The sequence below is a fragment of the Kineosporia babensis genome (assembly GCF_021129305.1).
Lineage (GTDB): Bacteria > Actinomycetota > Actinomycetes > Actinomycetales > Kineosporiaceae > Kineosporia > Kineosporia babensis.
The window spans coordinates 97,713-110,961 of sequence record NZ_JAJOMB010000007.1 but is presented as its reverse complement, the minus strand read 5'-3'; the positions used below and the strand labels follow the sequence as shown (position 1 = coordinate 110,961).

At 69.7% G+C, this 13,249-nt stretch carries 9 protein-coding genes; 1 reads left to right on the top strand and 8 read right to left on the bottom strand.

Annotated features, from left to right (window positions below; translation table 11 throughout):
* Nucleotides 1-211 precede the first annotated feature (211 nt).
* From LR394_RS15025 to LR394_RS14990, 8 genes are all read right to left on the bottom strand, one after another.
* Nucleotides 212-1,624 (bottom strand): glycoside hydrolase family 26 protein, encoded by a 1,413-nt coding sequence (locus tag LR394_RS15025; RefSeq protein WP_231442674.1) that lies wholly within the window; start codon nucleotides 1,622-1,624, stop codon nucleotides 212-214.
* A 2,164-nt stretch (nucleotides 1,625-3,788) separates the two neighbouring features.
* On the bottom strand, nucleotides 3,789-4,754 hold the full coding sequence (locus tag LR394_RS15020) for an ABC transporter substrate-binding protein (RefSeq protein ID WP_407937059.1): 966 nt from the start codon (nucleotides 4,752-4,754) through the stop codon (nucleotides 3,789-3,791).
* Between the two features lie 169 nt (nucleotides 4,755-4,923).
* Nucleotides 4,924-5,526 carry a GTP-binding protein gene (locus LR394_RS15015; protein WP_231442198.1) on the bottom strand — a complete coding sequence of 201 codons (603 nt, stop codon included), beginning with the start codon at nucleotides 5,524-5,526 and terminating at the stop codon, nucleotides 4,924-4,926.
* Entirely contained in the window at nucleotides 5,510-5,941 is a 432-nt protein-coding gene (locus LR394_RS15010) for a DUF742 domain-containing protein (RefSeq protein WP_231442196.1), read from the bottom strand. Before LR394_RS15010 ends, LR394_RS15015 begins: the two co-directional genes overlap by 17 nt.
* Nucleotides 5,938-6,363 (bottom strand): roadblock/LC7 domain-containing protein, encoded by a 426-nt coding sequence (locus tag LR394_RS15005; protein WP_231442195.1) that lies wholly within the window; start codon nucleotides 6,361-6,363, stop codon nucleotides 5,938-5,940. Before LR394_RS15005 ends, LR394_RS15010 begins: the two co-directional genes overlap by 4 nt.
* Nucleotides 6,360-9,614, bottom strand: coding sequence for a sensor histidine kinase (locus LR394_RS15000; RefSeq protein ID WP_231442193.1), 3,255 nt, complete (start codon nucleotides 9,612-9,614; stop codon nucleotides 6,360-6,362). The genes LR394_RS15005 and LR394_RS15000 overlap by 4 nt, the downstream gene beginning before the upstream one ends.
* A 605-nt stretch (nucleotides 9,615-10,219) precedes the next feature.
* Nucleotides 10,220-11,242 (bottom strand): M56 family metallopeptidase, encoded by a 1,023-nt coding sequence (locus LR394_RS14995; RefSeq protein WP_231442191.1) that lies wholly within the window; start codon nucleotides 11,240-11,242, stop codon nucleotides 10,220-10,222.
* Nucleotides 11,243-11,249: 7 nt separating this feature from the next.
* Nucleotides 11,250-11,621 carry a BlaI/MecI/CopY family transcriptional regulator gene (locus LR394_RS14990; protein ID WP_331283067.1) on the bottom strand — a complete coding sequence of 124 codons (372 nt, stop codon included), beginning with the start codon at nucleotides 11,619-11,621 and terminating at the stop codon, nucleotides 11,250-11,252.
* Between the two features lie 110 nt (nucleotides 11,622-11,731).
* Between LR394_RS14990 and LR394_RS14985 the strand changes: the two genes are divergently transcribed.
* The gene (locus tag LR394_RS14985) at nucleotides 11,732-13,249 is read left to right on the top strand and encodes a cytochrome ubiquinol oxidase subunit I (RefSeq protein WP_231442187.1); all 1,518 of its coding nucleotides are present in this window, start codon (nucleotides 11,732-11,734) and stop codon (nucleotides 13,247-13,249) included.

Below are 13,249 nucleotides of genomic sequence, written 5' to 3'. Positions count from 1 at the left end.
GTCACCCGTTGTGGCCAAGCTCATGCGAATTTAAGCATGCACCGTCACCGCATGTGTCTGCCGCTGCCCTTTTGGGCATCGAAGCAGCCAGGAACGCTGATTGCCCAGGGTAAGCGTTAAGAAACGTAAAGCCATGATCAAAACACCATCGGCCGGGTGCGATGACCCGGCCGACGATGACACGCAGTGATTTCCGCGTGACGCAGATGATCTACTTCTTCGGGGAGAAGAGCTCCTTGAACACCTTGGCGCTCTTCGGGAACGACTCGGTGAGCATGTGGTCGCCCTGGGCGGAGTTGGCCTCGAAGTAGTTCGCGTAGGCGACGTTGTTCTGCGACCGGGTCAGGTAGTCGTGCATGAACTGGATGAAGAGCGGGTTGTCGGCGCCTCCGGTGTTGTCCACCCGGTCCCACAGCGCCCACTCCGGGATCGAGACCGGCTTGCCGTGCTCGGCGGCGAAGGTGGTCCAGAAGCTCAGCCCGGTCGGGCCACCGAAGATGTTCTGCTCCCAGGCGGCGGTCTGCATCTCTTCCCGGCAGGCCTGCGAGCACTTCTTCGGGTAGGGGTAGTTGCCCTTGTGCAGGTCGTACACGTCCACCCCGACGTAGTCGAGGTACTTGTCGCCCGGGTAGTAGTCGGGGGCGGAGTTCGGGTTGTAGCCGTTGTTGACGTTCCAGTCGAACTCGAACTTGTTGCCCGGCACCTCGCGCATGGTGTCGACGATCTGCTTGTAGTACTTCACGTAGATCTTCGGGTCGTCGATGCCCCACATCCACGACTCGATGTTCATCTCCCAGCCGACCCGCAGGATCGCGTCCTCCTGGCCGGCCGCCACCAGGTTCTCGCCGAGCTCGGTGAAGTACTGGTCGTAGTCGCCGTCGCCGCCCTTGGCCATCTCCCGCTTCTTGACCGGCATGGCGTCCTCGTCCCAGGACTCCATCCCGGCGTCCAGGAGTTCGTCCGGCAGCATCGGCACACCGAGGACGAGGCGGTACTTGTCCTTGTTCCAGGTGTCCAGCACGTGCGCCGGGTTGGCGATCTGCTCCCAGGTCTTGCGGTCGCCGAAGTCCACGACGTACGTCAGGTCCATCCCCCACCACTTCTCGAACTCGTCGTAGGCGGCGGAGTCGGTCTGGGTGAAGGCGCCCATCCGGCCCTTCAGCGGCACGGTGGTGGCGGCGCTCTGGGTCTCCTTCGGGGTGGTGACATCCGCCCCGGTCAGCACCGGGGCCTCTTCGGCGGTCATCGACTTGTACACCCCGGCCACCGCGATCAGGATCACCAGGGCGGTGACCAGCCCCAGAGTGAGCACCTGGTTGCGGCGCAGGACGATCTGGTTGGGACGCCAGTCCCGCCAGGTCTTCTTGACCGGCCGCATGCTCTGCTGCGGGTTCGCCTGGGCCGGAGGGCGCGGCCCTACGCCACGGTTGCCGCTCGGGCTGCCGGCACTGATGCCACCACTGCCAGCACCACTGATGCCGCGACCGCCGGTGTTTCCGCGGCTGCCGGTGTTTCCGTGGCCGGGGGTACCGGAACGGCTGCGCAGACCACGCTCGCTGCGGTCAGGAGCCGGCGTGGTGCGCTCACCCTTCTCCATCCGGTCGTCCCGGTCGCCGCGTGGCATGTCCACGTTGCGCCCGAAGCGCCCTCGAGGAGCGAAGTCCGGGCCGTCGGCATCGCGTCCGAGCAGCCCCTGCGCAGGCGAGGCATCGGGAGCGCGCTCGTCTGAGCGCGCGGAACGACGGCTCCGCGGCGGCTCGAAACCGTCGGCGGGGGAAGCGGTACGGCTGCCAGGAAGATCCCCGATCCCCGGACCACGGCGTGTACCGGGGAAAGGACCAGAGTCTCCACTCTCAGGGCCTCGGCGTGAGCCCTCGCGCGGCGCGAACGGCCCGGAGTCTCCACTGTCCGGACCACGGCGTGAGCCGGGCGCGCGACGGGTGACGTCTTCACGGGACGAGGGGAACGGCCCGGAGTCGCCCGTACCCGGCCCACGACGTTCGCCGGGGAACGGGCCCGAGTCTCCGCTGTCGGGACCGCGACGAGAACGTGCGGACGGGAACGGACCAGAGTCGCCCGTACCCGGCCCACGGCGCGCGCCAGGGAAGGGGCCGGAATCGCCACTGTCCGGACCACGACGTGAACCGGGGAATGCGCCCGAGTCGCCACTGTCGGGACCGCGACGAGAACGTGCGGACGGGAACGGCCCCGAGTCACCGCTACCCGGTGCCCGCCGCGTGACGTCTTCACGAGCAGAGGGGAAGGGGCCCGAGTCGCCGGTTACCGGCCCACGACGTCCGCTCGGGAATGCGCCAGAGTCGCCACTGTCGGGACCACGGCGAGAACGTGCGGACGGGAACGGACCAGAGTCGCCCGTACCTGGCCCACGGCGCCCGCCCGGGAAAGCACCTGAGTCCCCACTGTCGGGGCCGCGACGGGAACGCGACGACGGGAACGGATCGTCCTCCGGAGCGCCTGCACCGGAACGAGGCTCGGTGAGCCCGCCACCCAGCAGCGAACCCGGCGGCACCGGCGTGTACGGCCCACCCGGGGCGCGGTTCTGCGGCGCGTCTGTACCGGACAACGGCGGCGCGGCCGGACGCGAGCCGGGCAGGGGCCCGTCCCAGCGACCGTCCGGACGCTCGGCCGCCGGCCGGTCCAAACCAGGGGTGGGGGTACCGCGCTCACGCATCCGCGGCCGACCACCGGCCGGGGTGCCTGAATGGCCCGGAGCCCGACGCGTCTCGTCCATGCCGGGCACACCGGGCAGAGGACGCCCCGGCAGTTCCGGCTCAGGCAGTTGCGGCGTAGGTCCGTGCGACGGGGAGATAGGAATCGGGATCGACGGCGGCGTCACCGCGGACGGGCTGTAGTACCCGCTCGGCGGCGCATCAGTCGGCCCCGGCGGAGGGAACCCACCAGACCCCTGGAACGAACTGGGCCCCTGAAACGCATCGGGCCCCTGGAACGCAGAACCGGAAGCGGGCGGAGCCCAGGCATCAGGGGAGTCGGGTGCGCGCCGCGTCACATCGCCGGGCAGTGCCCCGTTCTCGGAGCGACGGTGATTGTTCGGCGACACCCGGGCCGAAGGCCGGTCCTGGACCCACTCCTGCGGCGGCTCAGGAGCCGCACCGCGCCGGCGGTTCCAGTCCAGGTCGTCCTGACGTTCGTAAACCGGAGGCTCGAAACCGCTGGAACGGCGCCCCTGACGAGAATCTTCCGTTACGGTAGATGTGACCGACGGTGCATAGCCCGAAACGGGTTGTGCAGGGCCCCGAACGGCGCCACGGCCGCCGAAAACATCCGGCGCGGGCGGTGAAACAGGCGGTGCAGGCTCGACAGCAGAACGTGGCGAAGATGCGGCAGGCGGGGCTGCTGCCCGGCGTCCGTGGGCGCGCTCTTCCGGAGTTTCTTCCGGCGCCACCGGCGCCGGCGTCTCCGGGGCGCTGGCCCGCTGACGCTCGAGCTCCCGCAGCTCTCTTCGGCTGCGCGGATGCTGTTCCTGATCCGAAATGTTCGGACGTGGCATGTCGCGGCTAGACCTCTCTGCCTTCGCTCGACGATGGGACGGGCTTGCCGATCTGTGGGCCCGGCATCATGCGAGCGCTAAGTCACCCTACTCATTCCCGGACTCGCCGGTCAGCCGATCACCACATCCGGTGCTCCGGTTGTGAGAAGCCACACGGCTCGTGGTCGGCGCGTTACTGCAGGTCAGGGGCAGGTCGGGGAAAAGCTGGGAGGCTGCGCCGACTTTCGCGCGGTACGAACGGGCAGTCCGCCACCAACGCTCACCCCCCGGTGGGCAGCCACTCTCGCCAGGTGTCCTCGTTGGCGTCAAGCCAGCGCTTGGCCGCCTCGTCCGGCTGCATCCCGGCGTTCAGGTCCCGGGCCACCTGGTTCTGGTCGTCGTTGCTCCAGCGGAAGCGCTGGATCAGCGCAGCGGCCGGGCTGCCCGAGTAGGCGAAGTCGCGGTTCTGGATCTTGTCCAGGTCGAAGGGCTGGTAGTCGCAGCGCACCGTCTCCGGGTCGGCGTCGCAGCCCGGCGTGTAGGCCGGCAGCTTCACGTGGGCCAGCTCGATCTCCGACAGCAGCCACTGCGGTGAGTAGAAGTAGCCGATCATCGGCTCCCGGTCGCGCTCGGCCTGCCGGAAGGCCTCGATCAGCTTGTCCTCGTCGCCCAGGTAGACCACCTTGAAGTCCAGACCGAGGTTCTTGATCAGTGCCTTGTCGTTGGTCACGTACGTGGGGTCACCGGCGAGGAACTGGCCCTGACCGCCGCTGCCGGGGGCGGCGAACAGGTCGGTGTACTTGTCCAGGTTGCGCCAGCTGGTGATGTCGGGGTGCTCCTCGGCCATCCACGGCGGTACGTACCAGCCGATCTCTCCCTGGTTGCCGGTGAGCCCGGCCTCGACCGCGACCTTGTCGTTGTCGATGTACTTCTTCTTCAGGTCGTCGTGGCCCCAGTTCTCCAGGATCGCGTCGACGCTGCCGTCGGCCAGATGCTGCCAGGACTCCGCCTCGGCCTCCTTCTGCACCTTGACCTCACAGCCCAGCTCGTTGCGGGCCAGGTAGCTGATCACGGCAAGGTTGGCCGAGTAGCCGACCCAGGGGTTCTCGGCCAGGGTCACGGTGCCGCAGTCGGTGGGCTGGACGCCCGGCGCGGGGACCACTTCGGGCGCGGGGGAGCCGCAGGCGCTGAGGGCGAGCAGCCCGGCTCCGGCGACCAGGGCGGCCCTGCGGGCGCGCCGGTTCACGGCGGTCAGCCTGGTGCGCACGGTGGTCACGGAACTCTCCTTGCGTGGTGGGCAGAACCAGAACAACGGACGTGGTTGCTGGGTAGGGCTCGAACGGCGGCTGAGGGGGTGCCTGCCTCGGGGAACGATGTCGGCCGAGGGCTTTCAGCAGACAGCCCCAGCGGAAAACTCAGAAGACGGCGGCCTGCTCGGCCAGCCGCCGGGCCAGGACCTCTTCGGTGAGCGCAACCAGCACACCCTTGACCGAGTCGCGTCGGCGCGCGTCGCACGGCACCAGGGGGACCAGGTCGTCCACCCCAAGGGCCTCACGGACCTCGGCGAGCTCGAACTGGCGGGTGTCCTGGAAGTGGTTGACCGCCACGAGGAACGGCACGCGGTGCTCCTCGAAGTAGTCGATCGCCGGGAAGCAGTCCTCGATGCGCTGGGTGTCCAGCAGCACCACGGCGCCCAGCGCGCCCTCCACCAGGTCGTCCCAGAGGAAGGCGTACCGGTCCTGGCCGGGGGTGCCGAACAGGTACAGCCGCAGCGTCTCGTCCAGGCTGATCCGGCCGAAGTCGAGCGCGACCGTGGTGGTGACCTTGCCCGGCACCGGGTCACGGTTGTCCACCCCGACCGACTCGTCGGTCATGTCGGCCTCGGTCAGCAGCGGCTCGATCTCCGAGATCGAGCCGACGAAGGTGGTCTTGCCGACGCCGAAACCGCCACTGATGACGATCTTGACGGACACCGGGGCCACCGTGGTGCTGGTGGTCCGGTCATAGAGCGCGGACACGATCCCGGATCCTCTCGATCAGCTGTATCGACAGCTCTTCGCGTTCGGTGACGACCACCGATCCGTCGGCCACAAGGTCGGACACCAGCACCCGGGCCACCCCGAAGGGCACTCGCAGGGCGGCCGAGATCTCCGCCAGCGAGGTGGGCTCGCGGCACAGCTGGACGATCTGCTGGTGCTCGAAACGCAGCACCGCGGTAGCACTGCGGGGGCGGGCGTGGACCAGCGTCTCCACCCGCAGGCCCTCCTGCACCGGACGGGTCCGCCCGCCGGTGAGCAGGAACGGGCGGATCACCATGTCGTCGGCCGGGTCGTACTCGTGCTCACCGACCGGCCGCAGCTGAGCGCGCGAAGGGTCCGGGCCGCCCTGACCGCCGGCCGCCCGCCTGCCCGCCTGCCCCCGTGGCCCGGTCATTGCGGGAGGTGCTGCCGGGACTCGGAGATCAGCGCGGGGGTCAGCAGCGGACCGAAACGCTCGGCCAGCGAGGCGATCTCGTAGCCGATCAGGCCCAGGTCGCAGTCGCCCTCGGCGACCACGCCCAGGCAGCTGCCCCCGGCGATCGCCGAGACCAGCAGGAATCCGCGGTTCATCTCGATCATCACCAGCTTCAGCCCGTCGAAGTCGTAGCGCCGGGCGGCGGAACGGCCCAGGCTGGACAGGCTGGAGACGATCGCGGCCAGGTGGTCGGCCTCGGTCCGGGTCAGGCCGTCGGAGCTGGCGATCAGCAGCCCGTCCGAGGACACGGCCACCGCCTCGCGTACCCCGTCGGTCTGGTGCACGAAGTTGCCCAGCAGCCAGCCGAACTGGTGCCGGTCGGTATGGGTGTGCACGCTCATCGCTCGCTCATTCCTCGTTCGTCGGCGACAGACTCCTGGGAACTGCTGGCCTGACCCCGGCGCATCCCTGCGCGCAGTGCGGTCAGGCGGGCACTGACATCGGCGGGGGAGTCGGCCACCGTCTGTGGCTGTACCGGCCGGGGGGCGTTGGAGTCGGTGCGCGCGTCCAGGTCGATCACCCGTCGCGAGCGCGCCGCCCCGTCCGCATGCAGCTCACCCTGGCGCTTGTTGCGGGGCACCCGCTTGCGCAGGCCGTTCTGGGTGCGCTCGGACGGAAGCGTCAGCCCGCCGGTGGCCGGATCGGCCGGGCCCGCCACCCGGACCTCGCGGCGAGTCGCCGAACCGGGGCCGAGGGCGTTCACCGGCCGAGCCTGAGCGGGCCGCAGCGCACCGGTGGGACGGTGCCCGCCCGGCATCGAACCGCCCAGCCCAGAACTACTAGGCCCAGAACTACCCGGCCCAGCATTTGCAGGCCGGGAACCGGCTGCGGGAGAGGTGATCCCGGTGGCCGGGGTGCGAAGGTCGGTGAAGTTGTCCGGGGCGTCGCGCCGTCGGCGGGCGGCGTCCTTGGCGGCCTGCTCCTCGGGCGAGCGCGGGCCGAACTGCCGGGCGAACAAGTCACCCGGCTTGGCCCAGCGCGGGGTGCCGGTGAGCCGATCGGGACCCTCGCCGTCGACGTCCTCGCCCAGCGCAGGCAGGCCGTTCGGGTCGGTGTCCACCCGGTGCGCCGGGGTCTTGCCGGTGGGTACCGCCGGGGCAGCCTCGATCTCGGGCTCGATGACCGGCAGATCCACACCCGAGGGATAGGAGATGTCCGAGGTGATGCCCCGGACCTGTGCGTCCTGAACGTTCTGCGGGCCGGCCGCCGGGTTGGCCGCTGGGCCGATGCCGATCCCGCCCGGCAGGGTGCCCGGCTCCGGAGCGCGCCGGTTGCGGCGCTGCCCACCCGGGTAGGTGTCGCTGCCGAACGACGTGCCCGGGTCACGGCGGATCGGGCCGGCCATGCCCTGGTGGTCCAGACCGGTCTCCTGGAAGTCCGACTCGGCCTCGGGAACGCTGCCGAGCCCGTGGTCGAGCAGTTCCCGCGCGTCGTCGGGGACCCGGTCGATCGGCTCGATCCGCTCCAGGCCGCCGAGATCGTCCAGTCCGTCCAGGTCGTCCAGCCGGGGCAGGGCCAGCAGCTGGGCCGGCTCACCGGCGACGATTCCGGGCGAGGACTCGTTCAGCGAACGCACCTCGACCGACAGCGAGGTGGCCAGCAGGGCCGCGGGCAAGGTGATCCGGGCGGTGACCCCGGTGACCGGGGAGGGCAGCAGCTCGACCCGGACACCGGTGTCCCGGGCCAGCTTTCCGACCACGAAGTGCCCGAGGAAACGGGTGGGAGCGGCGATGAAGTCACCCTCACCACGCAGCCGGCTGTTGGCGATGCGCAGTTCCTCGGGGTTCATCCCGACGCCCTGGTCGGTGATCGCGATCAGGTAGCCGTCGGGGATCCGCCGGCCCTGCACCTCGACCTCGCTGTCCGGCGGCGAGAAGGTCAGGCCGTTCTCGATCAGTTCCGACAGCAGGTGCGCGACCGAGCCGATCGCGCTGCCCACCACGTTCGCCTCGTCCACCCGGCGCAGCGCGACCCGGCGGTACTCCTCCACCTCCGAGACCGCGGCCCGGATCACGTCCGACACCGGGACGGTCTGCGACCAGGTGCGCGGGCTGGAGGCATCGACCAGGACCAGCAGGCTGGCGGCGTTGCGCCGCATCCGGGTGGCCAGGTGGTCCAGCTCGAACAGGTTGGCCAGCGCGTTCGGGTCCACCTCCTCGCGCTCCAGCGAGGTGATGAAGCCGAGCTGGCGGCGGATCAGGTTCTGGTTGCGCCGGCCCAGGTTGGCCAGCGACTCGATGGTGTCGCGGCGCTGCTCGGCCTGCTCGGTGGCCAGGTCGTAGGCCGCGCCCTGCAGCCGGTCCAGAGCGGTTGCCACCGAACGGATCTCGTCGGTGGCCCGGTCGGGCACCGTGACCGGGGCCGGGCGCTGCGCAGGCGTGTCCGGGTCGGCGGTCTGGGCCCGGCGCACGGCCTCCGGCAGCCGCTTGGCGGCCAGGTCGTCGGCCTCGGCGGCCAGCGCGGCCAGCGGGCGGGTGATCGACAACGAGGCCAGGGCCGACAGGTAGACCGAGCCGGCGAAGCAGACCACCACCCCGCCCAGCAGCAGCCCGATCCGCTGCGCGGCCTCCTGCTGCAACTCGTGCGCGCGCAGCTGGATCTGCGAGCCGACGTGCTGCTCGAGCTGGTTCGCGTCGTCGAGCAGGGTGCCCATGCCCGACCACCACGACTGCGGGTTCACGTTCAGGTGCCGGCCGTCGCCGGCCTCCAGCGCGGTCTGCTCGAAGGCCTGCACCACCTGGGCCGCGCCGGTGGAGAAGATGAAGGCCAGCGACTCGCGCTGCTGCGGGGTGGCGTACTCGTCGAACTGGTCCAGGGAGTACTGGTACTCGGCGCGCAGCTCGGCCAGCCGGACGAACTCGTCGCCGTTGAAGCCGCCGGCCGAGTACACCCCGTTCAGGAAGGCGCGCTCGGCGGACATCCCCTCGATCGCCAGCTGCAGCGAACGGAAGGCGGTCAGCCCCCGGCGCAGCTCGGTGTCGTCGCTGTTGGCCAGGCCGAGATCGACCTGGGCCAGCGCCGCGATCCGCTCGCTGTAGTAGTCGAAAGTGGCGGCGCGCTCGGCGCTCTCGACGCTCTGCCCGGCATCGGTGGTGGCCCGGATCGCCGAGAGCCCGTCCAGCTGGCTGAGCGCGGCGGCGACCTGACCGGACTCACCGTTGCCGACCAGGCCCTGGACCACCCCGCGCTGGGCGTCGACCTGGGTGCGGGCCGGGGCCAGCTCCGGGGTGAAGCTGTCGTTGCCGCCCTGCACCGCGGCGGTCACCCCGCGCTCGGTCTGCAGGGCGCTGACCAGAGTCTGCATCTCCAGCGAGAGACGCACCGCGTCGGCGGTGGACGAGGCCTCGCGGTAGCTGGCGATCTGCTGCGCCGAGAGCACACCCAGCAGCAGCAGGATCACCACGGCGGGCAGAGCCAGGATCCGGGCGACCCGCCGGCCGACTGTGCTGCCGCCCGCCCGGCGGCCGGCGCCGGAGGGGCCGACGACCGAGTGCCGCGGCTCGGGAAAACCGGATCGGCCACTGCCTTGCGGTGCGGGAGCAGCCGGGCGACCGGAGCCGAGTTGTGCCGGCTCGTGCTGGACCGCAGTCAACGGATCCTCCGTGGCTTGTGCCGACCCGAAGACGAATTCGGGCCTGCCCGTCGAGAGTTTTTCGTTCCGCCGCCCCGGGTGCCCGGGAATGTACCAGAGAATCAGCCTCTGGTTCGTAGCTGTGCGTAAGTGACTAGTCGCGGCTGGATGTACTTAACCAGGCCTTCGCGCCGCTGAACAGTGAAATAGCGGAATTGGACGGCAGAATGTCGTTCGACCAACGCCGCAGGCCGCCGGGGGTGTCGGGTGGGATTGCCGCCTACTCCGATAGCCTGGTGTTCCGCCAGGCGCTGAAGTTCAATCTGATTGAGAATGCAGCGGCCAATTGCGGAGGTGGGGGTCGGTAATTCCGTCCACCTGAAATTCCGAGGCCCCTTGGATGCGGTGCCGGTGCAACGTCTGTTGTCTGGAGTGACGGGTGTGATCTCCGGTAAAGCGCCGCGTTAACTATCGGTCAAAGCCAGAAGATCCAATTTCCGGAATTCGCCGAAAAGGCGAGGCTAAGCGTTGTGGCCGATCCGACAAGGCCCGGTGGCACTACGTTAAGTAGCGACACCGTCACGTTGGATTGCACGAAACGATGTCGGCGGCGTCGGGAGGCGGCTTCAGCGCACGCTCTCGTAGGTGTTCAGCAGCCAGGGCAGGGCCAGCGCCACCGTGGGCACCGCGATCAGCGCCACGGCCAGCGAGTACACAGCCGCCGCGAGGCCGCGCGGCGCGATCGAGACCGGTGCGTCGACCAGTCGCTGCAGCCGGGGCAGGACGCCGAGGGCGGTGACTTCGGTCAGGCCCTCGACGTCGGGCGCGGACGAGTCGCTCCGGCCCACCACCGGTGAGGACTTGGGTGCGGCCGGGCTTTCCAGCGGGGTGCTGCTGCCCATCGTGGCCAGTGCGGCGATCAGAGGCTGCGGGCCGTACAGGCGGCGGGCCGCGTCGTCGGCCAGCAGTTCCACCAGCACCGCGCTCTGTTCCAGCGCGGCTTCGGTACCGGCCCGGCGCCCGGCTGCCTCGTAGAGCACGGTGAAGAACTCCAGCAGCAGGTCGTGCCGGGCCCGCAGATGCGCTCGCTCGTGCTCGATCACGGCCGCGACCTGTTCCGGTGTGAGGTCCCGCAGGGCGGCATCGCTGATGATCACCCGGGCGTCGCGGCCGGGCAGGCAGTACGCGTAAGCCCGCTCGCCGCTCTCCAGGACCCGGACATCTTCCGGTGACGTCGACTCGTCCCCAATTCCGGTTCTGGCCAGCAGATCGACCAGGTCCCGATGTCGACGGCGGTGCCGGCGCAGCCGACGGGCCACCTGGATGCCCACGTAGTTGAGCTTGACCAGGGCCAGGGCGGTGAGCAGGAGGAGCCCGACGGCGATGGTCAGATGCATCACGCCGGTGGGGTCGATGTCGCGTAGTCCGGGACCGCCCGCGGAGTTACGGACGAACAGGCCGATGACCAGTGCCTGGATCGTGGCCAGGGAGGCGCCGAAAACGGCCAGGAGGGCGGCGACCGCCACTGCCTGCCAGAGCACTACGGCGGCGCGGGGCACGGTGAGCAGGCGGCGGGCCCGCGCCAGCAGGACCGGCACCGGCCAGGTCAGCGTGATCGCGAGCAGCCAGAGCCAGGCCGGGGTACTCATCGGGTGGTCACGGAGCGCGTTCCGGCGAACCGCTGAGCGCAGCCTTCAGGAGTTCCGTCTCTTTCGGCGACATCCGGCCGACGAAGTGCAGCAGGGCGGCCTGCCGGGCCTGTGCCCCGCCGACGTCGCCCAGCGCGTCCATCATCAGCTCGGCGGCCATCTGCTCCCGCGACTCGGACGCCGAGTACAGGTGCGCCTTGCCGTCCTTGGTCTGCTGGGCCAGGCCCTTCTTGGCCAGCCGCTGCAGCACCGTCATCACCGTGGTGTAGGCCACCTCGCGCTGCTCGCCCAGGGCGGCGTGCACGTCTCGCACCGTCATCGGGGCCGGTGCGGACCACAGGCAGTCCATGACGTCGCGTTCGAGATGACCCAGGCTCACGGCGATCATCCTACCTTTCGGCGGCAGCAGCGTACGAGGAAGCGTAGTACGTCCAGAGGTAGTACTCCCCGCTGTAGTACGACCAATCGTCGTACTACACTCTGTCGTAGATGGTGGGTAGTGCTCATCGTCCCCGCATCACCGAGCCGAAGGGCACGTTTGCCATGGACTGGCCGCTGGACGTCACGGATCTCTCCCGGCTGCAGTTCGCCGTGACCACCGTGTACCACTACCTGTTCGTGCCGCTGTCGATGAGCCTGTCGCTGCTCACCGCCCTGTTCCACACCGCCTGGCTGCGCACCCGCCGCGACGACCTGAAGCGGGTCACCGTGCTCAGCGGGCAGCTGCTGCTGATCACCTTCGCCGTCGGCGTGGTCACCGGCCTGGTCCAGGAGTTCCAGTTCGGCCTGAACTGGAGCAGCTTCGCCCGGTTCTACGGCGACGTGTTCGGCCCGACCCTGGCGATCGAGGGCATGCTCGCCTTCTTCCTCGAGGCCACCTTCCTGGGCCTGTGGTTCTTCGGCTGGGACCGGCTGCCGCGCGGGGTGCACCTGGCCACCATCTGGATCGTCGCGATCGGCACCCAGCTGTCGGCGTTCATCATCCTCTCGGCCAACTCGTTCATGCAGAACCCGATCGGCTACTCGATCAACGCCGAGACCGGCCGGGCCGAGCTGGAGAACTTCGGCACGCTGCTGTTCAACGAGCTCAACCTGGCCGCCTACCCGCACGCCGCCACCGGTGCCCTGATGACCGGCGGCGCCCTGCTGCTGGCCATCTCGGTCTGGAACCAGCTGCGCCGCCCGGGGGTGGACCGCTCGGCCGTGCGGATCCTGGGCAAGGTCGGCGCCTGGACCATGGTGCTGGCCGGGATCGGCACCGCGATCACCGGTGACCGGCTGGGCGTGGTGATCACCGAGGTACAGCCGATGAAGATGGCTGCCGCCGAGGCGCTCTACAGCACCACCAGCGGCGCGCCTTTCTCGCTGTTCTCCTACGCCGGCCCGGGCGAGGCCGAGCCCTCGATCAAGATCGACATCCCCGGGCTGCTCTCGTTCCTGGCCACCCACGACTTCAACGGCACCGTGCAGGGCATCAACGACCTGCAGGCGCAGTACACCCAGCAGTACGGCGAGGCCAACTACGTGCCCTGGGTGCCGGTCGCGTTCTGGTCGTTCCGGCTGATGATCGGCATCGGGATGGGCGCCGCGACCCTGGCCGCGCTGTACCTGTTCATCACCCGCAAGGACCGGGACCTGCCGGCCTTCCTGCACCACGCGAGGCTCCGGAAGGTCACGGTCCTGATCCCGGTGTTGATCGGGCTGATGCCGTTGGCCGCCAACGCGATCGGCTGGATCTTCACCGAGACCGCCCGCCAGCCCTGGCTCGCCTTCGGGTTGTTCCGCACCGAGGAAGGCGTCAGCGCCGGGGTCACCGCCACCGAGGTCGTTCTCTCGATCCTGGCCTTCACCGTGGTCTACGGCGTGCTGGCGGTGGTCTGGGTGCGTCTGATGTGCCGCCTCGTGCGCTCCGGGCCGGGGTCCCCGCAGGCCGGGCACGAGGCGTCCCCCAATGATCCCGAAGGTGCCGATCCCGACGAAGCCGAGCGCCTCGTCCTCACGTACTGA